Below are 25,055 nucleotides of genomic sequence, written 5' to 3' on the forward strand. Positions count from 1 at the left end.
GTTGCGGGGACTGGACGACCTGGGGGTGGGGATGACGGAAACATCGGTGCCGGCCGATCTCGAAACGGCCTTGCGGACGGCGACGGAGCCGGTGGCACAGGGGATCCACGGGCTGCACGACAAGCTCGTGTCCTACGTGCTGACGGGGTCGCCGCCGTTGTCCGCGCTCGACGAGCTGGCCGGGTACATGTCGGCCTGGCATCTCGCGGTGATTGGCCACGCCTACGATCCGGCACCGGCGCGCGATGCGCTGAAACACTTCGTGAACGGGCTGTCCGAGCTGCCGATCGAGGTTCTGAGCCGGTGGGCCGATCTGCTCGGGAAGGTGCTGACCGGGACGCCGGAGTACTACCCGCGCGACATGGCCGGACAGCCGGCGTGGATCGGCGCGCTGCTCTTCCAGCTGGCCAACGCCTCGCAGTACGAGAACTTCAGCCACGAGCGCTTCGAGGAGCTGCTGGTGGCGAAGGGCCACGAACCCGCAACGATGCTGCTGATCGCGTTCGCGATCCCGACCGGCCGGACCGGCTACTTCCCGGAGCACCGAGTGTCGGCGGTCGCGCACCTGAGCGGCTTCGAGGACGCAGTACGGCGGAATCTGCCGGCGCTGCGCGCAGGGTTGACGCTCGAAAAGATCACCCACCAGCAGTCCGCGCTGCCGTTGCTGAGGCACCTGTCCGCGGGGACCTTGCCGTTGCTCGCGCCCGAGCTGGCCGTCGTCGTCGCGTCGCCCAACCGCGAAGTGCGTGCGGACGCCGAGCGGTACCTGACGGTTGCCGGGGTGACCGGTGAACTGCGCGTGCTGGCCGTGAAGGGCAAGCCGGAGCAGCGGCTCGAGGCGCTGAAGAGGCTGTGGGCAACAGCTGACGAGGCCCAGCGGCGCTGGGCCGAGGAGGCCGCCGCGGCTGACCGCTCCGCGAGTGTCCGTGCACTGACCGACGCCTGGGCGACGCCCGACGAGGAGCCGTTGAAGCTTCCCGACATCAGCCTCAGGGTTCCGGTCACCGACGAACTCCTGGACGTGCTGCGTGAGGTGTGGGAGCGCGACGCCGGACCGTTTTATCCCGGCTGGAACGGGAAGGGAAGTCTGTCCGAGAGCGACCTGCAGGAGGTCCTGCGCACGCTCGAGACCGGCGTGCCGGGAAAGCCTTCCACCGAGGACATGCCGCACCGCTGGGTGTCCTGGTGCCTCAGCCAGTACGCGAGTCGCCTCGGCCCGGTCGCGGCGACGGTGGTGATGGCGCGCGCGGGCGGCCTGATCGCGAAGCACGCCGGTCTGCTGAGCGAGGAAGCGGCGAGCGTCTACAACACGCTGTTCCGCGAGACCGGGCATCCGACGCTGCTCGAGGTCGCGTTGATCCTCGACGAGCTGGGTCTGGACGGACGGGAGTTGGTCGTCGATCGGCACAAGCGCAGGGGGTACGGCGCGCTGGCCCCCGACTGGCCGGACGAGGCGGTCGCGCCGTTCGTGCGCTACGCCCTGCCGCAGTACCTGGAGATGCTGGAGATCACCGGCGACTTCTACATGGACGACGAGATGCCGTTCCGGGCGCTGGCGACATTGCCGGTGCTGCCCGCGGAAGCGGTCGAGGCGCTGACCCGCACCGCGCTCGGCCAGCAGAAGACGAAGCGCCGGGCGGCTCAGGATGCGCTGGCCCGCGTGGACGGGTTCGAGCAGCGGGCCGTCGCGGCGCTGCAGGACAAGAAGGCCGACGTACGTGCTGTCGCCGCGCAATGGTTGCAGCGGTTGGCGTACCAGCCTGCCGTGCCGGCGCTGGAAGCCGCGCTCGGCAAGGAGAAGAACGACGTGACGACCGGCGCGTTGCTCGATGCGTTGGAGAGTTTCGGTCTGCCCGTCGAGAAGTACGTCGACCGGGAGAGCCTGCGCAACGATGCCGAGACCGGGTTGGCGAAGGGGTTGCCGAAGGGCCTCGAGTGGATGCGCTGGGACCAGCTGCCGGAGGTGCACTGGTCCGACAACGGCGAGGTCGTGCCGCCCGAGTTGACGAAGTGGCTGATCGTCCAGGCCGTGAAGAACAAGTCCCCGGAGCCGAATGCGTTGCTCCGCAAGTACTGCGGGATGTTCGACCCGGTGGAACGGGAGGAGCTCGGGCAGCACCTGCTGGAAGCCTGGATGGCGCAGGACGTCCTGCGGATCAGCCCGGAGGAGGCGCACAAGCTCGCGCTGTCCGCGGCGAAGGTGCAGGTCAGCTACCTCACCAGATACCCGCAGTGGAGCGCGAAGAGCCCACTCGCCGGGATGAGCCTCGCGCAGGTCACGGCGCACTACCTGCCGGACTACAGCAACCGCCCGGCGGGCTCGGCCAGTGCGAGCAAGGGCATGCTCGCGGTAGCGGCGGCCTGTGCGGGGGAGCGGGCCGCGGCGCCGGTCGCCCGGTATCTGAAGGAGTGGTACGGCACCCGCGCCGCACAGGGCAAGGCGCTGATCGCGATGCTGGCCTGGATCGACCACCCGAGCGCGATCCAGCTGATGCTGTCGGTCGGGTCCCGGTTCCGGACGAAGAGCTTCCAGGACGAGGCGACCCGGCAGGCCGAGGCGCTGGCGGAGCGGAAGGGCTGGACGATCAACGAGCTCGCCGACCGGAGTGTCCCGGTGGCCGGCTTCGACGAGGACGGCCGGATCGAGCTCTCGTACGGCGACCGTGTGTTCACCGCCGTACTGCAGCCGGATCTGACCGTCGCGCTGTTGTCCCCGGAGGGCAAGAAGATCAAGGCGCTGCCCGCGGCGCGGCAGTCGGACGACGCCGATGCGGTGAAGACGGCGAAGAAGGCGTTCACGACCGTGAAGCGCGAGCTGAAGGCCGTCGTGCAGTTGCAGACCGACCGGCTGTACGAGGCGTTGTGCACCGAGCGGACGTGGCCGCTCGAAGACTGGCAGCTGTACCTGAACGGGCATCCGATCGTGCGCCGTCTGGTCCAGCGGCTCGCGTGGGTGGCCGACGGCAAGACAGTGTTCCGGCCGCTGGACGACGGCACGCTGAGCGACGCGGACGACAACGAGGTCGAGCTGCCGGCCGATGCCGTGGTGCGGATCGCGCACGACACCTTGCTCGACGAGGACACCGTGCGTGGCTGGCAGCAGCACTTCGACGACTACGAGGTCGTGCCGCTGTTCCAGCAGTTCGGCAAGGGCGTCTTCAAGCTCCCGCCGGAGCGCGCCGAAGACCCGTTCCTGCGCGACTTCGAGGGCCATCTGGTCGAGGCCTTCGCACTGCGGGGCCGGTGCGGCAAGCTCGGGTACACCCGCGGTACACCGCAGGACGCCGGCTGGTTCTACGAGTACAAGAAGCGCTTCCCGACCCTCGGGCTGACCGTCGAGGTCGGCTTCACCGGCAACACGCTGCCGGAGGAGAACCGGACGGTCGCGCTCGGCGCGCTCCGCGTGCTGCGGGCGGCGAAATCGGACGCGCCCGGGGCCGGCGTGCTGCTCGGCGACATTCCGGCGGTGCTGCTGTCGGAGGTCTACAACGACCTCCGGCTGATGGCCTCGGACGGGTCCGGATTCGATCCGGACTGGGAGAAGAAGACGAGGATCTGATGCACAAGGCAACGATTCTGCGGGAGCCGGCCGAGGTCGTGCACGCCGGGGAACTGGACCGGCTGCGAGCCGCCGACAGCGGCCCGCGACCGGCCGGCTGGCGGTTGTCGCCGCGGGCGGTCCGGACGTTCGTGCTCGGCGACCGTGAGCTCGGCGTACGGCAGAAGTTCTACGGCGACGACGCGCTCGTGGATCGCTGTGTGGTCACACTGATGAGCAATCGCGGCCTGTTGCTGGTGGGCGAGCCGGGGACAGCCAAGTCGATGCTGTCCGAGCTGTTCGCGGCCGCGATCGGCGGCGACTCGACCTGTACGATCCAGGGCACCTCCGGCACCACGGAGGATCAGATCACCTACTCGTGGAACTATGCCCTCCTGCTCGCCGAGGGACCGACCCAGCGGGCGCTGGTGAAAGGCCCGATGTACGTCGCGGCCGAGCAGGGCAAGCCGTGCCGCTTCGAGGAGGTGACGCGGGTCCAGCCGGAGATCCAGGACGTCCTGATCGGGGTGCTGTCCGACAAGGTGATCCACGTTCCGGAGCTGACCGGTGCCGAGGCCACGGTGTTCGCCGAGCGTGGGTTCAACGTGCTGGCCACGGCCAACCTGCGCGACCGCGGTGTGCACGAGATGTCGAGCGCACTGAAGCGCCGCTTCAACTTCGAGACCGTGCGGCCGATCGCGGACCGGAGGCTGGAGGAGTCGCTGGTCAAACAGCAGACTGCGACGCTGCTCGCCCTGTCCGAGGTGCAGACGCGGCTCACCGACGACGTCGTGTCGCTGCTGGTCACCGCGTTCCACGACCTGCGCGACGGCGTCACCGCGGAGGGCACCGTGATCGAGCGCCCGAGCGCGGTGCTGTCGTCGGCCGAGGCCGTCGCGGTCGGGTACGCCGCGGGTCTCGATGCGCAGTACTTCGGAGACGGCAAGGTCGGCGGTGAGCACGTGGCCCGGCAGTTGATCGGTACGGTCCTGAAGGACAATCCGGACGACGGGAAGAAGCTGCGGCACTACTTCGACGTGGTGGTCAAGCAGCGCGCGAGGTCAGACAGCCAGTGGCGCCGTGTCTTCCAGGCCCGCGGCGAGCTCGATCGCTGACGCCCGATGGACGCGGGGGAGATCCGGGACCTGGCTGCCGGGCTGGTCCGCGACGACCTGGTCGTCGTACCGGTCCGGCACCACAGTCCTGCGTGTGCGTTGCTGGTGCGTCGTCTCATCAAGGAGCACCGCCCGAGCGCGGTGCTGGTCGAAGGTCCGCGAGCCTTCACGCCACTCATCCCGTTGCTGACGCACGCCGACGCCGAGATGCCGCTGGCCGTCTACACGTACGCGAACCGTGACCAGGACCGCTGGGCGGCGTACTACCCGTTCTGCGACTACTCGCCCGAGCTGGTCGCGCTGCGCGACGCGGCCGCGGCCGGTATCCCGGCCCGCTTCATCGACCTGGACCTCGCCGAGCAGCACCTGGTCGAAGAAGCGCGGCAGGACACCGGCGACGAGGGCGAGTCGCTGCTCGACGAACGGCACTACCGGCACAGCGAAAGCCTGCGTCTGCTGGCGAAACGGCTCGGCTGCGCCGACGACGAAGACCTGTGGGAGCTGCTCTTCGAGTCCGACGCCCGCTCGACCGGCACCGCCGAACAGATCGCGCGGATGGCGGCGTACTGCACCCTCGCCCGAAGCGACCGGACCGCGGCGGAGCTGGCGGCCGACGGTACGACGCAACGCGAGGCCGAGATGGTCCGGCAGGTGCTGGACGCGTTGGACACGAGGGCGCCGGGCGGCGGACCGGTGCTGGTGGTCGTCGGTGGGTTCCACGCGGTCGCGTTCCCTCAGCTGCTGGCGGATCCGCCGCCGCGGCCGATCATCGACACCGCGAACGTGACGGGCGATTCTGCGTTGATCCGCTACACCTTCGAGCGATTGGAGCGGCTCAACGGCTACTCCGCCGGTATGACCTCGCCCGCCTGGCATCAGCGGTTGTGGACGAACCTCAGCGATCCGCCCGCCGATCAGGACCCGCGGGTCGCGGCGACGTTGACCGCGCTGCTCGACATCAGCATGGAGCTGCGCGAGCGGCACAGATTGCCGCTGCCGCTGCCGTCGGTGGTCGCCGCCTTCGAGCAGGCACTCCGGCTGGCCGCGCTGCGGGAGCGTCCGGCGCCGCTGCGCAGCGACCTGCTCGACGCGGTCCTGAGCTGTTTCGTCAAGGGCGACGCCGACGTGGAGGGTGTGCTGGTTCGCGCCGCGAGCAGATACACCCTGACCGGTGACGCGATCGGCAAGCTGCCACCAGGTGCGGGCCGGACGCCGCTCGTGGAGGACGCTCTGCAACGCCTTCGTGGACATCGGCTCCGGGTCGACGAGCTCGGCCGGCAGTCCACGTCTCTCGACCTGTACCGCAACGCGGCGCACCGCGAGGCCTCCCGTCTGCTGCACGGGCTGGTGCTGCTCGGCGTACCCTTCGCGCATCGGACCGCGGGGCCCGACTTCGTGCACGGCACTGGTCTCGGCCGCCTGCACGAGAAGTGGGACTACACCTGGTCGCCGTCCGTCGAAGGATCGTTGGTCGAGGCATCGATCTACGGTTCGACCGTGGCGACCGCCGTCACGGTCCGGTTCGCCGAGCTCCTCGCGGACCGCCGGACGACGGCTGTCGGCGCGCCGAACGCGGTCGCCCTGCTCGCACAGGCGTGCGTCCTCGGTCTGCACGACCAGGTCGGAGAGACGCTCGACCTGGTGAGGGCGAGCTTCGCGGCGGACGCGTCCTTCGCCGCGGTCGGTGTCGCGGTCACGCAGCTCGCCCTGTTGTGGGAGGCGCGTGAGCCGCTCGAAGCGCGCAAGCTCGGGGACGTGCCGGAGTTGCTGGGGACGGCGTACCAACGGGCCGTCTATCTCGGCCGTCAGCTCGTCGGCGATCCGCGCCCGACCGCGGACGCGCTCGTGCGGCTCCGCGATCTGCTGGTCGCTGAGGCCGGCGGTCAACTCGACGCCGACCTCTACTGGGACCTCGTGGACCGGGTCGCCGACGGGCACGTGGAGCCGCTCGTGCGGGGTGCGGCGGCCGGAATCGCCTATTCTGCGGGGCGTTCGAGTGCCGACGACGTGGTCGCCCGGGTCGCCGGTCATCTGGCCGGCGGGGTGTCGCCCGCGGACGGGGTGGCGTTCGTGTCCGGCCTGCTGCTGACCGCACGGGAGGCGGCGTGGCAGGAGCACAGCCTGCTGGTGGAGCTCGACCGTCGGCTGACGGGATGGGATCAGGCGACGTTCGTGCGGCACCTGCCGGAACTGCGGCTGGCGTTCGCGGACCTCACACCGGTGGAAACCGATCGGGTTGCGAAGGTGATTGCCGCGCTCAAAGGGCTGGACGACCTCGGGTCGCTCACGATCCGGACAGCCACGGCTGACGACGTACAGCGACGACTGCAGGTTTCCGAGCAGGCCCGCGCACTGCTGGAGCGCGACGGCTTGAGCGGGTGGTCGGCGTGAGCGAGGACGTGGAGCGGTGGCGCCTGGTCCTGGGGCGGTACGCGAACGGGCAGCTCGGATCGGCGCCCTCGGGAAGTCCGCAGGCCCGGATGGAGGCCGCGCTGGACTTCCTGTACGGACGTGAGTACGGCGGACGCGGCGTCCGGGAGCAGGACGGCGGATCGGGTGACGGCTCCGGAGACGGTTCCGGCGACGGCTCCGGTCAGGGCGGTCGCACGGACCGCATCCAGCCGGGCGGCAGTGGCGGGTCGGCACCCACGTTGGTCACGTGGCTGTCCGAGGTGCGGGAGTTGTTCCCCCGGGAAACCGTCGAGCTCGTGGAGCGCCACGCTCTCGACCGGTACGGGCTGACCGAGCTGATCACCGACCCCGAGCTGCTCGGCCGCCTCGAACCGGACGAGGACCTGCTGAAGACCCTGCTCGCCCTGAAGGGCCATCTCGGCGAGGAGACGCTCGCGGTCGCCCGCCAGATCATCCGCCAGGTCGTCGAGGAGCTCCGCCGCCGGCTCGAGCTCGAGGTCCGGTCCGCCCTGGCCGGCCGGCTCAACCAGCACCGGCACTCACCACTCAAGGTCGCCGCGAACTTCGACCCGCGCGGCACCATCCGCCGGAACCTGAAGAACTACGACCCCGACGGGCAGCGGATCGTGCTCGCCGACGTGCTGTTCTACGAGCGCAACGCCCGCCGGCTGCCGTGGGACATCATCGTCTGCGTCGACCAGAGCGGCAGCATGGCCGGTTCGGTCATCCACAGCGCGGTGATGGCCGGCATCCTCGCCGGTCTGCCCGCGTTCCGGATCCGGCTGGTCGTGTTCGACACCTCGGTCGTCGACCTGTCGCAGTACGCCGAGGACCCGGTCGACGTGCTGATGCGCGTCCAGCTAGGTGGTGGCACCGACACCGCCAAGGCCGTGCGGTACTGCGCCCAGCTCGTCGAGAACCCGCACCGGACCGTGCTCGTCCTGGTGACGGACTTCTGCGAGGGCGGTTCACAGGCCGACCTGGTCCGCGCGGTCCGCGAGCTGGCCGAGGCGCGGGTGAAACTGCTCGGTCTCGCGGCGCTCGACGGAGCCGCGGAACCCTTCTACGACAAGGCGACGGCGGGCCGGCTCGCCGACGAAGGCATGCAGATCGCCGCGCTGACACCGGGACAACTGGCGTCCTGGCTGGTCGAGGTGACCGGATGAGTATCCGCCCCGAGCTCGTCGCCGTCCTCCGGCGGTACGACGACGACGCCTGGGCCGCACTCGCGTCGAAGGGCCTGCTGCGCCGCGCCCGCAAGGTCCTCAAGCTGCAACAACCGACAGTCGTCGCTGAAGGCCCTGAATCGTTGGACGTAGCCGTCGGGTCCGCGACCGTGACGTTCGACGTGACCGGGCCGACGGCCGCGATCTGTAGCTGTCCGAGCGGATCGACCTGCCAGCACGTCATCGCCGCGGGCTTGTGGCTGAGCGACGACGGATCCGCGGACGAGGAGATCGGCGACGAGCTGCTCCGGCTGACGCCGGCCGACCTGAAGGCGTTCGCCGGTACGACGGCGTACCGCTGGGCTCGTGAGTACGTCGAGGACCTGGACGTGGTGGAGGGGATCCGGGTCGAGCAGAGCCGGCATCTGGTGCTGACGTTGCGGAGTCCGCGGATCAGTTTCCACTGGATGGGCGGCGGTCTCGACGGACTGGTTGCCGACGGCAAGGTGCCGGGGTTGGAGAAGTACCAGGTCGCGGTAGTCCTCGGGTATCAACGGGCGAGTGGTCTGGAGCTGGAGCCGTTCGAGCGCCGGCGGCCGGTGCGACGGAGGGACGGCAGCGAGCTCCGGGTCGCCGTCGAGCAGCTGCTGCGAGACACCGTCCAGCTCGGGGTCGCGCATCTCTCGGAGTCGTTGCTCCAGCGGTACGAGACGCTCGCCGTGTCGGCGCAGGGGGCCGAGTACTACCGGCTCGCGGGGCTGCTCCGCGGGACGGCCGGGCAGATCGAGCTGACGCTGCACCGCTCGGCTCAGGCCGACGAGCAACTCCTGCTCGAACAGCTCGCCACGGCGTATGCGCTGGTCAGCGCGCTCAACGCGCTCGGCGACCTACCCCGACTGGCCGGATCCGCACGCGGACGTTTCGAGCCTGCCGGAAGGCTCGAGCTCATCGGCCTCGGCGCGTATCCGTGGCGCACCGCCTCCGGATTCGCGGGGCTGACCGTGGTGTTCTGGTCCGTCGACGATCGCCGGCCGGTGACCTGGACGGACAGCCGGCCGAGCAGCCTGATGTTCGATCCTCGCGGCCGCTACACAATGCCGGGTCCGTGGGACGGACTCAACTGTCCGGCGGACGCGACCGGCGCGCGCGTGCGGCTGACCGGCGCGCGGCTCACGTCGAACGGCCGCCTCTCGGGCGTCGACAGTACCCATGCGTTCGGGGAAGAGCTGCCGGGTGCGTCGATCGCGGACGCCGTACCGGTGGTGGATCGTTGGTCGGAGCTGCTGGGCGGGCGGCCGCTGAGCGTGCTGGAGCAGGACGGTCCACAACGCGAGTGGGCCGTATTGCGTCCCGCCGTGTTCGCGCCCGCGCAGTTCGACGAGGTGATGCAATGCCTCGACTGGCCAGTCACCGACGCGGCGGGAGAGGTGTTGCCGTTGCGGCTGCCGTACTCGGCGGAGACCAGTCACGCGGTCGACAAGCTGGAGGCGCGGGCCCAGCCCACGCCGGGCACGCTCGTCGTCGCCAGGATCCGGCGTACCGCGGAGGGGCTGGTCGGTGAACCGCTGAGCCTCGTACACCCGGATCGTCCCGCCGGGCACGCGGTCGAGGCCTTGCACTTCGGCTCCGCTCCGGGACGGCGCCGTGCGACCAGGCCGGCGCCGCCCGCGACGACCGCGACCACACCGCCCGAGTTGCTCGACCTGCGCAGTTGGCTGGTCCGGCAGGCCGAGCGCGGTACCGGCGCGACCTCGGCCGGTAGCTTCAACCGCGAGCTGGACCGGCACCACCGGGCGCTCCGGGTGGCCGGCTTCGACGTGTACCCGACCGGGCTCGGCGGCGACCCGCCCATCGCACTGCTGCGGTCCTTCTACCTCACGCTGCAGGTGACGCAGTTGCTCACCGGTGGTTAAGAACGTACAAGACCCGCGGCCGGCCGCCGGGCGAGGATCGGGATCGTGGAAAAGTTCGATACGAAGATTGCCGTTCTACTGCGGGACGATCTGGCTGTCTGGCAGCGGCTGAACGTGACCGCGTTCCTGGTCAGTGGGATCGCCGGGACGCATCCCGAGATCATCGGCGAGCCGTACGAAGATGCGGACGGGGCCCGGTACCTCCCGATGTTCCGCCAGCCGGTGATGGTGTTCGAGGGGTCCAAGGAGTTCATGACCACCGCGCACGAACGCGCCCTCGGCCGCGGCATCGAGCACTCGGTGTTCACGCAGGACCTGTTCGCCACCGGCAACGACCAGGACAACCGGGCCGCGGTGAAGGCCGTCCGCACCGCGGAGCTCGACCTGGTCGGCATCGCCGTCTACGGGCCCAGGAACGCCGTCGACAAGACCCTCAAGGGCGCCACCAAGCACCACTGAGCCGCGGGCTCAGCCGGGCTCAGCGGGGCTCAGCGGGGTGCGAACTTCGTCCAGGTGGCCCCGCCGTCGGTGCTCAGCACGACCTGGGTGGTCCGGCGCTTCGGCACCTCCGGGCCGTACAGCAGGTGCTGGTCGCCCGACAGGTCGGCCAGGTCACCCGGATACCCGCCGTTCAGTTTCGCGGCGCCCTCGCTGACCCGGTACACCCGCGGCCGGGCGCCGGGCGGCCCGCCGATCATCATCGCCGTACCGTCGTCGAACGCGACCGGCGGCGTACTCAGGCTGGGCGGCGGGTTCTGCACCGCGGTCCAGTGGTTGCCGCGATCGGTGGAGATCGCCATCTTCGCGACCTGCTGCCCGGAGTCGGTGACGACGACCGTGGTGCTGACCAGCGTCTGCCCGTCGGGGCTGACCGCGAGCTTGCCGAGCTGGTTGTGGGTGTCGAGCGACTGGGCACCCCAGGTCCTGCCGCCGTCGTCGGTCCAGACGATGTCGGTACGGGCTATCCCGCTGAGCATCCAGCACCGCCCGGAGTTGTCGCAGATCGGCGAGCGGGTGCCGCGGCCCTGGAGGACCCGGACCGTCGACTCCTGCGGGTTCACCACCACGATCCGGCCCGGCACGATCTGGTCGGACAGCACCTCGCCCGACGAGAACGTGGTGGTCGGCACCCGGTACCGGAGCTTGGTCAGCTGGGGGCCGTCGTACGTCAGCCGGAACATCATCGAGGCGCTGCCGTCCAGCGTGCCCTCGACCGGCGGCGCGACCGCGATCGCCTCGGTCCCGGTCTGCAGCGTCACGTACGGCACCGGCCACAAAGGCGCGGTGGCACGGACACCGTCGCGGTCGATCACCGCGGCGTACTTGCAGGAGGGACCGGTGGTGCAGTCCGACCAGCCGGCGGCCCAGCGGTTGCGGGTCGCCATCGTCATCGACAGCACCTGCGCGCGGGCCGAGCTCACCACCGAGGTCCCGGGCGGCCCGGCGACGGCGGGTGAGACCGTCGGCGGCCTGTCGGCCACGGCCTCGGGTGTGGAGAGGTGCAGGACCGCGACGACGATCGACGTCACCGCCGCGAGCACCCCGACGACCAGGAACGGCGGCATGCTCCTGGGCAGGCCGCAGCGCTCCAACAGCTCCACCGAGCGACGGTAGAAGCGGTCGGACAGCTCACGCAGGCGCGGCTCCACTGTCACCCCCCAAGGCAGAGATCTCCCCCGCAAGGCAGGGTCAGGTCGGCGGCAGAATTCTACCGTGAGGAGAGCGCAAGGTCAGACCCGGCGGAAAATGAGCGCTCGTTTCACTTCCTGGATCGCCTTCGTGACCTCGATGCCGCGCGGGCAGGCCTCGGTGCAGTTGAAGGTGGTCCGGCAGCGCCAGACGCCTTCCTTGTCGTTCAGGATCTCCAGCCGCTGCTCGGTGCCCTCGTCGCGGCTGTCGAAGATGAACCGGTGCGCGCCGACGATCGCCTGCGGGCCGAAATACTGCCCGTCGGACCAGAACACCGGGCAGGACGTCGTACACGCCGCGCACAGGATGCACTTGGTGGTGTCGTCGAAGCGGTCCCGGTCGGCCTGCGACTGGATCCGCTCCCGGGTCGGCTCGTGACCGTCCGTGACCAGGAACGGCATCACCGAGCGGTACGCCTCGAAGAACGGGTCCATGTCGACGACCAGGTCCTTGAGTACCGCGAGCCCCTTGATCGGCTCGACGGTGATCTCCTTCTCCGGGTTCAGGTCCTTGATCAGCGTCTTGCAGGCCAGCCGGTTCCGGCCGTTGATCCGCATCGCGTCCGAGCCGCAGACACCGTGCGCGCAGGACCGCCGGAACGTCAGCGTGCCGTCCTGCTCCCACTTGATCTTGTGCAGCGCGTCCAGCACCCGGTCGGTCGGCTCGAGCGTGACGGAGTACGTCTTCCACTCGGCCTCGTCGACGACCTCGGGGTTGTACCGCAGGATCTTGACCTTGACGTCCATCAGTACTTGCGCTCCATCGGCTTGTAGCGGGTCTGCACGACAGGCTTGTAGTCGAGGCGGATGTCCACGTTGCCGTCGGCGTCCACCTCGCGGTACGCCATCGTGTGCCGCATGAAGTTCACGTCGTCGCGCTTGTCGTAGTCCTCGCGGAAGTGCCCGCCGCGGGACTCCTTGCGGGCCAGCGCACCGACGACCAGGACCTCGGCCAGGTCGATCAGGAAGCCCAGCTCGACCGCCTCGAGCAGGTCGGTGTTGAACCGCTTGCCCTTGTCCTGGACGGCCACGTTCGCGTAGCGGAGCTTGAGCGCCTCGATATCGACCAGCGCCTGCTTCAGCGAGCCCTCGGTCCGGTACACCTGCGCGTTCAGGTCCATCGTCGCCTGCAGGTCGGACCGGATCGCGGCGATCCGCTCCTCGCCGGTCGAGTTCCGCAGGCCCTCGACCAGGTCGACGACGTACTTCTCCGGCTCGGCCGGCAGCTCCTCGAAGGACGCGGTCTCGGCGTACTCCGCCGCCGCGATCCCCGCGCGCCGGCCGAACACGTTGATGTCCAGCAGCGAGTTGGTGCCCAGCCGGTTCGCACCGTGCACGGACACGCAGGCGACCTCGCCCGCGGCGTACAGGCCGGGGATGACCTCCTCGTTGTTGGCCAGCGCCTCGCCCTTGATGTTGGTCGGGATGCCGCCCATCGCGTAGTGCGCGGTCGGGAACACCGGGATCTGCTCGGTGTACGGCTCCACGCCCAGGTAGGTCCGCGCGAACTCGGTGATGTCCGGGAGCTTCGCGTCGATGTGTGCCGGCTCCAGGTGGGTCAGGTCGAGCATCACGTACGCGCCGTCCGGACCGCAGCCGCGGCCCTCGCGGACCTCGTTCGCCATCGCGCGGGCCACCATGTCCCGCGGCGCCAGGTCCTTGACGGTCGGCGCGTAGCGCTCCATGAAGCGCTCGTTGTCCTTGTTCCGCAGGATGCCGCCCTCACCACGGGCCGCCTCCGACAGCAGTACGCCGAGACCCGCCAGGCCGGTCGGGTGGAACTGGAAGAACTCCATGTCCTCCAGCGGCAGGCCCTTGCGCCAGACGATGCCCATCCCGTCACCGGTCAGCGTGTGTGCGTTGGACGTGGTCCGGAAGACCTTGCCGAAACCGCCGGACGCGAAGATCACGGACTTCGCCGAGAACACGTGCAGCTCGCCGGTGGCCAGCTCGTACGCGACCACGCCGCTCGCCTTGCCGTCGGTCATCAGCAGGTCGAGAACGTAGTACTCGTTGAAGAACTCGACGTTCTGCTTGATGCACTGCTGGTACAGCGTCTGCAGGATCATGTGACCGGTACGGTCCGCGGCGAAGCAGGACCGGCGTACGACGGCCTCGCCGTGGTTGCGGGTGTGACCGCCGAAGAACCGCTGGTCGATCTTGCCCTCGGCGGTCCGGTTGAACGGCAGACCCATCTTCTCCAGGTCGAGGACCGCGTCGACGGCCTCCTTGCACATCACCTCGGCCGCGTCCTGGTCGACCAGGAAGTCACCACCCTTGACCGTGTCGAAGGTGTGCCACTCCCAGTTGTCCTCCTCGACGTTCGCCAGCGCGGCGCACATGCCGCCCTGGGCCGCGCCGGTGTGCGAACGGGTCGGGTAGAGCTTGGTGAGTACGGCGGTCCGGGTGCGCTTGCTGGACTCGAGGGCCGCGCGCATCCCGGCGCCACCCGCGCCGACGATGATGACGTCGTACTGGTGCTGCTGCATCAAGATCCTTTATTTGCAGACCGACAACGTGGAGTTGGGGTCGAGGCAGGGGTCGAAGGTGAAGATCACCAGGGTGCCGAGGACCACGACCACGATCGCGGCGGTGATCAGCAGGGCCTTGAGCCAGAAGCGGGTCTGGTCCTTCTCGGCGTAGTCGTTGATGATCGTGCGCAGGCCGTTCGTGCCGTGCAGCATCGCCAGCCACAGCATCAGCAGGTCCCAGACCTGCCAGAGCGGGTTGGCCCACTTGCCGGCCACGAACCCGAAGTCCAGCGCGGTGATCCCGCCGCCGAGCATCAGGTTCACGAACAGATGCCCGAGCACCAGGATCACCAGGGCCAGCCCGGACAGCCGCATGAACAGCCAGCTGTAGAGCTCGAAGTTGCTTCGGCTGCGACGGCTGCTTGTCCGCGGTGCGGCGATATCGGTCATCTCAGCCTCCGAAGACGTGCGAGAGGTGACGGATGACGAACGGCACGAACAGCACGACCCAGAGCACCAGCACACCGATCATCAGCTGCCGCTGGTAGCGCGGGCCCTTGGCCCAGAAGTCCACCAGGATCAGCCGGACGCCGTTGAACGCGTGGAACAGGATCGCCGCCACCAGCCCGACCTCGAGCAGTCCGACGACCGGGTTCTTGTAGGTGCCGATCACCTCGTTGTAGGCGTGCGGCGAGACCCGGACGAGCGCGGTGTCCAGCACGTGCACCAGCAGGAAGAAGAAGATCCCGACACCGGTGATCCGGTGCGCGACCCATGACCACATGCCCTCCCGGCCGCGGTAGAGCGTGCCGGCTGGTTTGCTGGGCAAACCCGTCCTCCGATCGGACCGAAGAAACCTGGCGGAATCCAGGTCGGTTCGATGCTAATCCCGCTGTACTGGCCGAAAGGTCCTGTCAGGTGTGAGATCCGTCGCGTCGATGGCCCATCCGGACGCGCCGCGAGTGGCCCTCGACGGAGGGCTTGACTTCAACTTGACTTGAGTTCGTTGACTTCAGGGCATGACGGATGAGGGGAACAACACGGTGAGTTTCTGGATCTGTGCGACCTGTGCGGTCGAGCACTCCGAGCAGGTCGAGGTGTGCGCGATCTGCAACGACGAGCGGCAGTGGGTGCCCGCCGACGGGCAGCACTGGACGACGCTCGACGAACTGGCCGGTACCGAGGTGACGATCGACGAGGTCGAGCCCGGCCTGTACGGCCTCCGCTCGAAGCCGCCGGTGGGGATCGGCCAGCAGTCGATGCTGTTGACAACGACCGCGGGAAACCTGCTCTGGGACCCGATCGGGTACCTGGACGACGACGCCGTCCGCCGGGTCCGCGAACTCGGCGAGGTGGCCGCGATCATCGCCAGCCACCCGCACATGTACGGCGTCCAGGTCGAGTGGAGCCACCGGCTGGGCAACGTCCCTGTGTACGTCGCGGAGGCGGACAAGGAGTGGGTCGCCCGCCAGGACCCGGTGATCCGTACCTGGTCCGGCCGACTCACCCCGCTACCCGGCGTGACCGTCCTGCAACCCGGCGGTCACTTCCCCGGCAGCGCGGTCGTGCACTGGGCGAACGGTGCCGACGGCAAGGGAGTGATCCTGTCCGGCGACACGATCTTCGCGAACCCGGACCGCACCTCGGTCAGCTTCATGCGCAGCTACCCGAACCGCATCCCGCTCTCCGGCGCCGTCGTCGACCGCGTCGCCCGCTCCCTGGACCCGTTCGAGTACGACCGCCTCTACAACAACTTCGGCGCCTCGATCCCGACCGACGCCAAAGCAGTGGTCCGCCGCTCCGCCGACCGCCACGCCGCCTGGGTCCGCGGCGACTACGACCACCTGACCTGAACCGGGTACCGAACGACAGAAGGTGTTCGGCTCAGGCCGCGAGCCGCCCCTGAGCCAGCCGGTTGTGGAGGGTGAGCATCCGGTTGGTGCAGGTTTGCCAGGTATAGAGCTCCGCGCGCTGGCGGGCTGCTCCTCTCCGGCCGGGGAGGCGGGACAGGGCGAGGACGGCGTCGGCGAGGTCTGTTGGGTTGGCGGGGGCCCAGCGGCCGCAGGTTTCGTCGACGAGTTCGCGGGCGCCGCCGGTGTTCGCGGTGACCACCGGGGTGCCGGCGGCCAGCGCCTCCAGGACGGCCAGGCCGAAGGTTTCGCCGGGGCAGACGGAGAGCGCGATGTCGGCCTCGGCGAGGTGTTTGGCGAGGGTACGGCGGCCGTCGACGTACCCGTGGAAGTGGACCGGGGCGTCGCCCGCGATCTCCAGCAGTTCGTCGAGGTGCGGCCCGGTGCCGTACACGTCCATCCGCAGGTTCACGCCGCGGCGGTGCAGCTCGGCGGCGGTGGCGACGGCGAGGTGCGGGCTCTTCTCCCGCGACAGGCGCCCGGCGTGGACGAGCTTCAGTACGCCGTCATCCGAGGGCTCGCCCAGCGACGGGTGGAACGTGTCCAGGTCGACCCCGAGCGGGATCCGGACCAGCGGCGTGGTCACGTCGTCGAACTCGGCGGCCGCGTAGCGCGAGGTCACGACGACCGCGTCGTACGTCCGGCCGAGGATCTTGTACAGCGCCGCGACCGTGGCGACCATGTGGAGCTGGCTGTACTTCACCCCGTCGGCACCCCACCCCACCTGACGCTCGCCGAGCATCCGGCCCGGCCGCAGTACGTCGTTCCCGCCGAGCTGACCCGGTCGCGCGGCACCGAGCGCGAGCATCGCGTCCAGGCGTTCGTGGCTGAACAGGACCGTGCCGATGTCGTTGCGCCGGGCCCAGCGGGCGACCGGGAGCAGCGTCGACTTGTCCGAGATCTCGACCGTGGTCGGCCCGAACTTCTTCAGCATGTCGATCACGGTCCACGGGTTGGTGATCAGCCGGTAGCCGCCGCTCACCTTCGGGGCCTTCACCCGGACCACGGTGCCGAGCTCGGTGTCGATCACCACGTCCTTCTCGCCCGGCGTGATCACGATCCGCTCGGCGCCGGCCTCGACGTACCCCTGGCCGACGTGCTCGATCGCGGTCCGCATCCCGCCGGACGTCGGCCCGACGAAGTTCGCCAGCTGCGCGATCCGCAAGCCCGTCATGCGACGCGCCGTACGGCGGCGGCGTCCCGGAGTACTTCGGCGTAGTGCCGGTCCACCAGGTCGTCGACGACGGCCGGCCAGGTCCGGGACTGCACCCGCCGCAGGCCGCTCGCCGCCATCCGTCCGCGGGCGGTCGGGTGATCGAGCAGCGTCCGTACGGCGTCCCGCAGCGAACCGGGTTTGCCGGGCTCGAACAGCAGGCCGTTCTCGCCGGGGTGGATCAGGTCGAGCGGGCCGCCCGCGGCCGGGCCGACGGTGGCGACGCCGGAGGCCTGCGCCTCCTGGATCGTCTGGCAGAACGTCTCGTGTTCACCGGTGTGCACGAACACGTCCAGCCCGGCGAAGATCCGGGCCAGGTCGGCGCCCCGGCGCATCCCGAGGAAAGTTGCCGTCGGCAACGTGTTCTCCAGTGCGGCGCGGTCCGGCCCGTCGCCGACGATCACGATCCGGCAGTCCAGGCCGGTCAGTTCGGCGAGCCGCCGGACCTTCTTCTCCGCGGCCAGCCGGCCGACGTACCCGACGATCGGCCGGCCGTCCGGCGAGATCTCCCGGCGCCACTGCTCGTCCCGGTTCGACGGGTCGAACAGGTCGAGGTTCACGCCGCGTCCCCACCGGTGGACCCGCGGCACACCGCGCTGCACCAGCGCGTCGACGGCCGAGGTCGACGGGGCGAGCGTGCGGTCGGCGCGGGAGTGCGTACGGCTCACCCAGCGCCAGATGCCGCGGTCCGCGGCGGCGTACCAGGGGTACTGGCGGGCGAAGCCGGCGATGTCGGTCTGGAAGATCGCGACCGTCGGTACGCCGAGCTTCCGCGCCGCGCGGAGTCCGTACGCGCCGATGATGAACGGCGAGGCGAGGTGCACGAGGTCCGGCTTGAAGTCGGCCATCGCCCGCTCGATCGACGGATCCGGCAGACCGACCGGGTACTCCTTGTAGCCCGGCGTCCGGAAGCTGCGGGCCCGCAGCACCGGGACGTCGCCGTACCTGTCGGGGCCCGGTCCGGGGGCGATGATCAGCAGGTCGTGCCCGCGGGCGCGGAGCCGGTCGGCGACGTGGCGAGCCGTGTTCGCCACGCCATTGATCTGCGGCAGGAAGGTCTCGGCCACCATCACGATTCGCACACTTCGAAGGTTCCTCACCGCTCATGAACCCTGGGCGACACTCTCGTGACACGGCGTCGATGCCCTGTCGACGGCTCAAGGGCCGCCGGGTGGCCACTTGGTGACCACCCGGCGGCTGATCCAGGTCAGCTGAGCGGCTGAGCGGCCTGGACGAACTCGTTGGTGTAGGTCTTGGTCAGGTCGATCGACTTGCCCTTCACCTTCGGGTTGAAGGCCCCGAGCACGGCGAGGCAGGTCTTCGGGCCGTCGGCGGGCATGATGCCGGTCGGGTTGAAGATGCCCTTCTCGCTGTCCAGCGCGGCGGTGTACGCGGCCTTGCCGACACCGGCGTAGTAGTCCGCCGGCATCTGGTCCGCGATCTGGGCGGCGGTATGCGTCTGGATCCACTTCAGCGTGGCGACGTACGCGGTGACCAGCTTCTGTACGACGTCCTTGTGCGACTGCACCCAGCTCGTCTGCATGTACAGCGAGGTGGCCGGATACGTGCCGCCGAGCGACTTCGTCGCGCCTGCCGCGGTCCGCATGTCCTCGAGGATGTACGCCGTCTTGTCCTGGAGCAGCTTCGACACGGTCGGCTCGGTGGTCATGCCGCAGTCGATCTGCTTGTGCTGCATGGCCGCGATGAACGTGTTGCCCGCCTGGACGCCGATCCGGGTGGTCTGCGACGGGTCGATGCCGTTCTGGGTGCCGAGGTACTGGGTGAGGAAGTCGGTGGAGGATCCGACGTCGGTGATCCCGAGGTGCCGGCCCTTCCAGTCCTTGGGGCTGTGCACGGTGCCCTGGAGGTCGCTGCGGCACAGCTCGACCTCGCCGGGAACCTGCAGCATCGACACGACCGCCTCGGCGTTCTTCCCCTGCGCCTGCAGGGCGATCGTGTGGTCGTAGAAGCCGCCGGTGCCCTGTACCTTCCCGGCCATCATCTCGGTGGTGGCGTCGACGCCGGCGCCTTCACCGACCAGCGCCACGTTGACGCCGACCTTGTCGTAGTACCCGAGCTGCTTCGCCAGCATGAACGGCAGGTAGATCTGCTTGTCCAGGCCACCGACCATGATCGTGACCTTGTCGCCGCTGACGCTGGAGGTCGATCCGGCGACTGCCTGGGTCGACCCGCCCTGCGCGTTGTTGGCGCAGCCGGTGATCGCCAGCGCGACGGCGGACGCCGTCGCCGCGACGACCGCGGTACGTGTTCTCATGAGTTTCTCCTTGCTGTGCAGGGGTGTGGGGTCAGAGCGAGGCGAGGTCGGCGTCGCCGGCCGGCGCGGGGCGCCAGCGCAGCAGTCGCCGCTCCAGCCGGGTGATGAGGAATTCGGCGAGCAGCGCGACCGCGGCCATCAGGACCATGCAGGCGAGGACACCGCTCTGGTTGAAGTTGCCTTGGGCTGTCTTGATCAGCATCCCGAGGCCCTTCTCGGCGCCCAGGAACTCGCCGACGATGGCGCCGATGATCGCGAACCCGAAGCTGACGTGCAGGCTGGCGAGGATCCAGGTGAACGCCGACGGAAGCACCGCGTGGGTGGTGACCTGCCAGCGGGACGCGCCGAGCTGCCGGGCGTTGGCCAGCAGGTTGCGATCCACCTCGCGGGCGCCTTGGAACGCGTTGAAGAACACGCCGAAGAAGACCAGCACGATGACCAGCAGCACCTTCGAGGTGAGGCCGAGCCCGAACGCCACCAGGAACAGCGAGCCCAGCACGATCCGCGGTACCGAGTTCATCACCTTGATGTACGGCGCCAGTACGTCCGCGAGCAGCCTGCTCCGGCCGAGCGCGATGCCGGCCACGACGCCCGCGGCGACGCCGATGACGAAGCCGATCACGGCCTCCTCCATCGTCACGAAGATCTGCTCGCCGAGGCTGCCCTGCGCCGTGCCCTGGGTGATCCAGGTGACGATCTGCGACCAGACCGCACTCGGCTGGCCGAAGAAGAACGGATCCACCAGCTTCGTCCGGGCGGCCAGCTCCCAGCCGCCGAGCCAGAGCACCAGCACACCGATCCGCAGCCCGAGGACCAGCCGGCGCCGCGCCGTCCGGGACCGCCGGCCACTCATGCCGCCACCGCGGTACTGCGCGCGTACGCCTCTTCGACCTCTGCGCGCAGGGCCGTCCAGATGTGCTCGTACAGCGCGACGAAGCGCGGATCGAAGCGGATCTCCTGAACGATCCGCGGCCGTGGCAGGTCGATGCCGAACTCCGCCTTCACGGTCGCCGGTCCGGCCGTCAGGACGACCACTTTGTCGGCCAGCGCGATCGCTTCCTCGAGGTCGTGGGTGACGAAGACGACCGCCGGTTTGGTCTGGTCCCACAGCGACAACAGCTCGGTCGACATGATCGAACGGGTCTGTACGTCGAGGGCGCTGAACGGCTCGTCCATCAGCAGGATGTCCGGCTGGTTGATCAGGCTCTGGGCCAGCGCGACCCGCTTGCGCATGCCGCCGGAGAGCTGGTGCGGGTACCGGTCCTCGAAGCCGGTCAGCCCGACCCGGCGCAGCCAGTCCCGGGCCTGAGCCCGGGCATCGGCCTTCGGTACGCCGCGGAAGGCCGGCCCAGCGGACACGTTGTCGAGCACCGTCTTCCACGGGAAGACCGCATCCTGCTGGAAGACGAATCCGGTCGTCGGGGTGATACCGGTCACCGGCTGGTCGCGGACCAGGACCTGCCCCTCGGACGCCTGCTCGAGCCCGGACACCAGTGTCAGGGTGGTGGACTTGCCGCATCCGGTCGGACCGACGACGGCGCAGAACTCGCCTTCGCCGACGGTGAGGTCCAGATCCTTGAGCGCCGTGTACGTTCCGCCGTCGGCGGTGGGGAAACGCTTGGTCACCCCGCGTAGCTCGATGGCCGCCATGTTGGCTCCTTCTGTCGTGAGTGGCGTCACACTAGGAAGCAGGAGACTGCGGCCGGAACCCTTGTCCGCGTTGCGCAAGTTAGTCGCGATAGCCGTGGTTTTGTGCGTTCTTCTCAGCCACCCTGGGGTGATCGCCGAGCCGGAAGGAGGTGCCGCGTGCGATTACCGCGAGCCACCCTGGCGTCCCGGATCCTGCTCGCCGTACTCGCGATCGTCGGCGTGACGATGGCCGCGGGCCTGGCCCTGTACGTGTCGGTGACACGGCAGACCGCCGACGCCAACGTCGAGGAGCGGGCCGCGAACATCGCCTCCTCGGTCGCGGATCTGCCGCTGGCCGCGCAGGCTCTGACCGATCCGTCGGCTCGCCCCGAGCTGCGCGCGGCCGCCGCGCACGTGGTGGCCGACACCGGCGCGTGGTACGTCGTGGTCATCGGTGCGGACGGAACGCGGTACACGCACCCGATCGCTGCCCTGATCGGGCAGCGGGTCGAGGAGCCGGTGGTGGCACTCGACGGCCGGGTGCACACCGGCGTTGACAACGGCAACCTCGGCCGGTCTGCGAACGCGCGGGTGCCGATCCGCAACGCCGCCGGTACGCCGATCGGCGAGGTCTCGGTCGGCATCCGGGAGAGCGACGTCGCGGCCAGGGTCAGCCAGGTCGTCTGGCCGGTGGTCTTCTACACCGCGCTGGTACTCGCGGTCGGGGTCGTCGCTTCGCTGATCCTGGCCCGCACGATCAAGCGCGTCACGTTCGGCCTCGAGCCCGCCGAGATCGTCGCGCTGGTCCAGGAGCGCGAAGCGATGCTGCACGGCATCCGGGAGGGCGTGATCGCGTTCGACCCCGGCGGGCGGGTGAACGTACTGAACGACGAGGCCCGCCGGCTGCTCGAGCTGCAGACCGCGCAGCTGGGCCAGCGGCTCGACGAGCTGGTTCCGGCGGGACGGCTGCGCGACCTGCTCTCCGGCGCCGTCGAGGGCACCGACGTGGTGGTCGTCACCGACGAACATCTGCTGGTGCTGAACCGGATGCCGGTCATCGTGGCCGGCCGGAACGCCGGCTGTGTCGTGACGATCCGGGACCGTACCGAGTTGGAGGCGCTGGTCCGCCAGCTCGACTCGGTGGAGGCGCTGACGACGGCCCTGCGGGCGCAGGAACACGAGTACTCGAATCGGCTGCACGTGCTGTCGGTGCTGCTCGGCATCGGCGAGGTCGAGGAGGCGACGGCGTACGCCGAACAGGTGATCGGGCAGTCCTCGCTGGCCGCTGACGTCGTACGGTCCCGGATCGCGCCGCCGGTGGTCGCCGCGCTGCTGATCGCGAAGACGACCGTCGCGGCCGAGCGGGACGTCGAAGTGCGGCTCGCGCCCGGCAGCGAGCTCCCGGTGGCCGATCTCGACTACACGCCGCTGCTGACCGTCCTCGGCAACTTGATCGACAACGCCATCGACGCCGTCTCCGGTGCGGCTGCGGCGACGCATCCCCGCGGCCGGGTGACCGTGGAACTCAACGGCCGTACCAGTCAGGTGCACCTGGTGGTCTCCGACACCGGTCCGGGAATCCCGGCCGGCAAGCTGGACGAGGTGTTCGCGGACGGGTACTCCACCAAGGAGCCGCGGGCCGGCGGGATGCGGCGCGGAGTCGGACTCGCTCTCGTGCACCGGCTGGTCCGGCGGGCCGGCGGCACGATTACCGTCGCGTCACCGTCGGGGGCCAGGTTCGAGGTGCAGCTGCCATTGCGCAGCCGGGCGAAGGAGACCGTGTCGTGATCCGCACCTTGGTCGTGGACGACGACTTCCACGTCGCGCAGGCGCACGCCCGGAGCGTTGCGAAGGTTCCCGGGTTCGTCGTGATCGGTGAGGCACACACGGCGGCTGAGGCGCATGAGCTGATCACCGCCGCCCGGCCGGACCTCCTGCTGCTCGACATGTACCTGCCGGACCGGACCGGGCTCGACCTCGTCCGGCAGTTGGCAGCGGAGTCGTCGGCGTCGTCGGGGACCGGCGTACCGGACTTCATCCTGATCACCGCGGCCCGGGACATCGAGTCGGTCCGGGCGGCGATCCAGCTGGGCGCGATCTACTACCTGGTCAAGCCGTTCGCGTTCCCGGCGCTGCGCGAGCAGCTCGAGGCGTACCAGCAATGGCGGCTCCGGCTGAGCGAGGCGCGGGAGGCCGACCAGGACACCGTCGACACGCTGTACAGCATGCTCCGGTCACCGGCCACGGACGCCCGGCAACGTCGCCGGCTGCCCGCCACGATGGCGCGGGTGCTCGACACGGTCGCGGGCGCCGCGACGACGGTGAGTGCGGCCGACGTCGCCGACACCCTCGGGTTCAGCCGGCCCACGGCGCAGCGGTACCTGGCGGCGCTGGTGCAGCGCGGCCTCGTCGACCTCGACCTCGCGTACGGCGCCACCGGCCGTCCGGAACACCGGTTCTCCGCCAGGCGGCGCTGACCCGCACCCGGGATGTGCTTGATTGGTCGTATGCGAACTCTGGGGATCGTGGTCGCAGTGGTGGTCGTGCTCGGCGCGCTGCTGTGGTGGTGGGCGAGCCGCGCGACCCAGCGGGACGTCGACAAGAACCTGATCAGCTGGTGGGGGACCCGGAACGGCTGGCGGTACACGACCGGGACGGACGGGCTGCTCGACCGCTTCGGCGGTACGCCGTTCTCCGACGGCACGAGTCACGACGTACAGGACCTGCTGTCCGGGAACACGATCGCGGGGCGGCCCGGGCTGCTGATGCAGTTCAGCTGGTACTACACGCCGGACCTGCCGCAGTCCTCGTCGACCGGATCGAGCGGTCTGCGGAGCGGGATCTGCGCGGCGGCCGTCGTCGAGCTGCCGAGCGCACTGCCGGCGTTGACGGTACGGCGGTCCGCGCGCGGCGACGTCGCACGGGGGCATGACATCGACCTCGAGAGCGGTCAGTTCAACGAGCGGTTCAGGGTGACGGGCGAGGACCGGAAGTTCGCGTACGACGTGGTGAACCCGCGGGTGATGGAGCTGCTGCTGGACGACCCGGAGCCGCCGCACTTCGGGATCGACGGCGCCACCCTGGTCGTCTGGCGCGACGGCAAGGTGACCGAGCCGCCGCAGCTCGGCGCGCTGGCGGACTTCGCGGGCCGGCTGCTGGAGCTGATACCGGCGTTCGCGCTGGAGGGCGGTGGACCCGGCGACGGGCCGATCTCGACGATGCCGCCGGAGCTGCTGGGTGAGTCGCCGGCCGGGGCGATCGCGTTCCTGCAGAAGCTCGACCACCGCGGCCACCACATCGAGCGGTACGAACACGTCGCCGCGCTGTGGCGGCAGCGCCGGTGGGCCGTCTGCGTGAAGATCGACGTACCGGCGCTGTGGCCGGAATGCATGACGGTCCCGAAGGCGCTCGCACCGCCCGGGACGATCCCGCGCTTCGACGACGAGTACCTGACCGGCGACCCGGCGTACGACGCCCTCTTCGCCACCGGCACGGCCCGCCCGGACTTCGCCAAGGCGGTGCTGACACCGTCGGTGACGGCCTTCCTGACCAACGACAAGCGCGCCCACCAGGCCCACTTCATCTTCCAGTCCGCCCACCAGGGCCAGGTGAACGTGATGGCGTACGGCCGCCTCACCGACCAGTCCCTCGCCGACACCCTCACCGACCTGGCATGTGATCTGTACGAGCACCTGTCGCCCGAAGCGCTCGCGTTCCGCCGCTGA

General features: G+C 69.7%; 20 protein-coding genes. 10 read left to right on the forward strand and 10 right to left on the reverse strand.

All coding sequences use genetic code 11. The annotated features are described in order from the left end of the window. Positions 1-31: 31 nt before the first annotated feature. The 6 genes from AB0M51_RS38425 to AB0M51_RS38450 are packed head-to-tail and all read left to right on the forward strand — an operon-like array spanning position 32 to position 10,603. A complete protein-coding gene (locus tag AB0M51_RS38425; protein WP_344199352.1) occupies positions 32-3,559 on the forward strand; it encodes a DUF4132 domain-containing protein in 3,528 nt (1,175 codons plus the stop codon). Beyond that, positions 3,559-4,653: an AAA family ATPase gene (locus AB0M51_RS38430; protein WP_344199349.1), complete on the forward strand. Its 1,095-nt coding sequence runs from the start codon at positions 3,559-3,561 to the stop codon at positions 4,651-4,653. Before AB0M51_RS38425 ends, AB0M51_RS38430 begins: the two co-directional genes overlap by 1 nt. A gap of 6 nt (positions 4,654-4,659) precedes the next feature. Beyond that, entirely contained in the window at positions 4,660-7,044 is a 2,385-nt protein-coding gene (locus AB0M51_RS38435) for a DUF5682 family protein (RefSeq protein WP_344199346.1), read from the forward strand. Further along, positions 7,041-8,231, forward strand: a complete 1,191-nt coding sequence (locus AB0M51_RS38440) for a VWA domain-containing protein (RefSeq protein ID WP_344199344.1) — start codon at positions 7,041-7,043, stop codon at positions 8,229-8,231. The genes AB0M51_RS38435 and AB0M51_RS38440 overlap by 4 nt, the downstream gene beginning before the upstream one ends. Continuing rightward, on the forward strand, positions 8,228-10,144 hold the full coding sequence (locus AB0M51_RS38445) for a hypothetical protein (RefSeq protein WP_344199342.1): 1,917 nt from the start codon (positions 8,228-8,230) through the stop codon (positions 10,142-10,144). Before AB0M51_RS38440 ends, AB0M51_RS38445 begins: the two co-directional genes overlap by 4 nt. 45 nt (positions 10,145-10,189) lie before the next feature. Next, entirely contained in the window at positions 10,190-10,603 is a 414-nt protein-coding gene (locus AB0M51_RS38450; RefSeq protein WP_344199340.1) for a DUF2000 domain-containing protein, read from the forward strand. Between the two features lie 29 nt (positions 10,604-10,632). Here the strand turns inward: AB0M51_RS38450 and AB0M51_RS38455 are convergent, their stop codons facing one another. The 5 genes from AB0M51_RS38455 to sdhC all read right to left on the reverse strand — a co-directional run bounded on the left by AB0M51_RS38455 (position 10,633) and on the right by sdhC (position 15,132). Continuing rightward, positions 10,633-11,745: a hypothetical protein gene (locus AB0M51_RS38455; protein WP_344199338.1), complete on the reverse strand. Its 1,113-nt coding sequence runs from the start codon at positions 11,743-11,745 to the stop codon at positions 10,633-10,635. Between the two features lie 129 nt (positions 11,746-11,874). Next, positions 11,875-12,579, reverse strand: coding sequence for a succinate dehydrogenase iron-sulfur subunit (locus AB0M51_RS38460; RefSeq protein ID WP_344199335.1), 705 nt, complete (start codon positions 12,577-12,579; stop codon positions 11,875-11,877). Beyond that, complete coding sequence (gene sdhA / locus AB0M51_RS38465) at positions 12,579-14,321, reverse strand: succinate dehydrogenase flavoprotein subunit (RefSeq protein ID WP_344199333.1); 1,743 nt, start codon at positions 14,319-14,321, stop codon at positions 12,579-12,581. The genes AB0M51_RS38460 and sdhA overlap by 1 nt, the downstream gene beginning before the upstream one ends. 9 nt (positions 14,322-14,330) lie before the next feature. Then, positions 14,331-14,753: a succinate dehydrogenase hydrophobic membrane anchor subunit gene (locus tag AB0M51_RS38470; RefSeq protein ID WP_344199331.1), complete on the reverse strand. Its 423-nt coding sequence runs from the start codon at positions 14,751-14,753 to the stop codon at positions 14,331-14,333. 1 nt (position 14,754) lies between these two features. Continuing rightward, positions 14,755-15,132, reverse strand: a complete 378-nt coding sequence (gene sdhC, locus AB0M51_RS38475) for a succinate dehydrogenase, cytochrome b556 subunit (protein WP_344199329.1) — start codon at positions 15,130-15,132, stop codon at positions 14,755-14,757. Between the two features lie 190 nt (positions 15,133-15,322). Between sdhC and AB0M51_RS38480 the strand changes: the two genes are divergently transcribed. Continuing rightward, positions 15,323-16,156, forward strand: a complete 834-nt coding sequence (locus tag AB0M51_RS38480) for an MBL fold metallo-hydrolase (protein ID WP_344199327.1) — start codon at positions 15,323-15,325, stop codon at positions 16,154-16,156. A 31-nt stretch (positions 16,157-16,187) separates the two neighbouring features. On the opposite strand, the gene AB0M51_RS38485 is transcribed toward AB0M51_RS38480, so the two are convergent. From AB0M51_RS38485 to AB0M51_RS38505, 5 genes are all read right to left on the reverse strand, one after another. Then, a complete protein-coding gene (locus AB0M51_RS38485) occupies positions 16,188-17,387 on the reverse strand; it encodes a glycosyltransferase (RefSeq protein WP_363753509.1) in 1,200 nt (399 codons plus the stop codon). Continuing rightward, the gene (locus tag AB0M51_RS38490; protein ID WP_344199318.1) at positions 17,384-18,508 is read right to left on the reverse strand and encodes a glycosyltransferase family 1 protein; all 1,125 of its coding nucleotides are present in this window, start codon (positions 18,506-18,508) and stop codon (positions 17,384-17,386) included. The genes AB0M51_RS38485 and AB0M51_RS38490 overlap by 4 nt, the downstream gene beginning before the upstream one ends. A 125-nt stretch (positions 18,509-18,633) precedes the next feature. Further along, entirely contained in the window at positions 18,634-19,701 is a 1,068-nt protein-coding gene (locus AB0M51_RS38495) for an ABC transporter substrate-binding protein (RefSeq protein ID WP_363753512.1), read from the reverse strand. 31 nt (positions 19,702-19,732) lie between these two features. Then, a complete protein-coding gene (locus tag AB0M51_RS38500; RefSeq protein ID WP_363753515.1) occupies positions 19,733-20,554 on the reverse strand; it encodes an ABC transporter permease in 822 nt (273 codons plus the stop codon). Further along, complete coding sequence (locus AB0M51_RS38505) at positions 20,551-21,351, reverse strand: ABC transporter ATP-binding protein (RefSeq protein ID WP_363753518.1); 801 nt, start codon at positions 21,349-21,351, stop codon at positions 20,551-20,553. The genes AB0M51_RS38500 and AB0M51_RS38505 overlap by 4 nt, the downstream gene beginning before the upstream one ends. Positions 21,352-21,507: 156 nt before the next feature. Here AB0M51_RS38505 and AB0M51_RS38510 point away from each other — a divergent pair, with 156 nt between their 5' ends. From AB0M51_RS38510 to AB0M51_RS38520, 3 genes are read left to right on the forward strand one after another with little or no spacing between them, the layout of a single operon-like run. Next, positions 21,508-23,118, forward strand: coding sequence for a sensor histidine kinase (locus AB0M51_RS38510; RefSeq protein ID WP_363753521.1), 1,611 nt, complete (start codon positions 21,508-21,510; stop codon positions 23,116-23,118). Then, positions 23,115-23,807, forward strand: a complete 693-nt coding sequence (locus AB0M51_RS38515) for a response regulator (RefSeq protein ID WP_363753524.1) — start codon at positions 23,115-23,117, stop codon at positions 23,805-23,807. Before AB0M51_RS38510 ends, AB0M51_RS38515 begins: the two co-directional genes overlap by 4 nt. Before the next feature lie 30 nt (positions 23,808-23,837). After that, a complete protein-coding gene (locus AB0M51_RS38520) occupies positions 23,838-25,055 on the forward strand; it encodes a hypothetical protein (protein ID WP_344199316.1) in 1,218 nt (405 codons plus the stop codon).

This window comes from Kribbella sp. NPDC051137 (genome assembly GCF_040682535.1).
In the GTDB taxonomy this organism is placed as follows: Bacteria; Actinomycetota; Actinomycetes; order Propionibacteriales; family Kribbellaceae; genus Kribbella; species Kribbella karoonensis.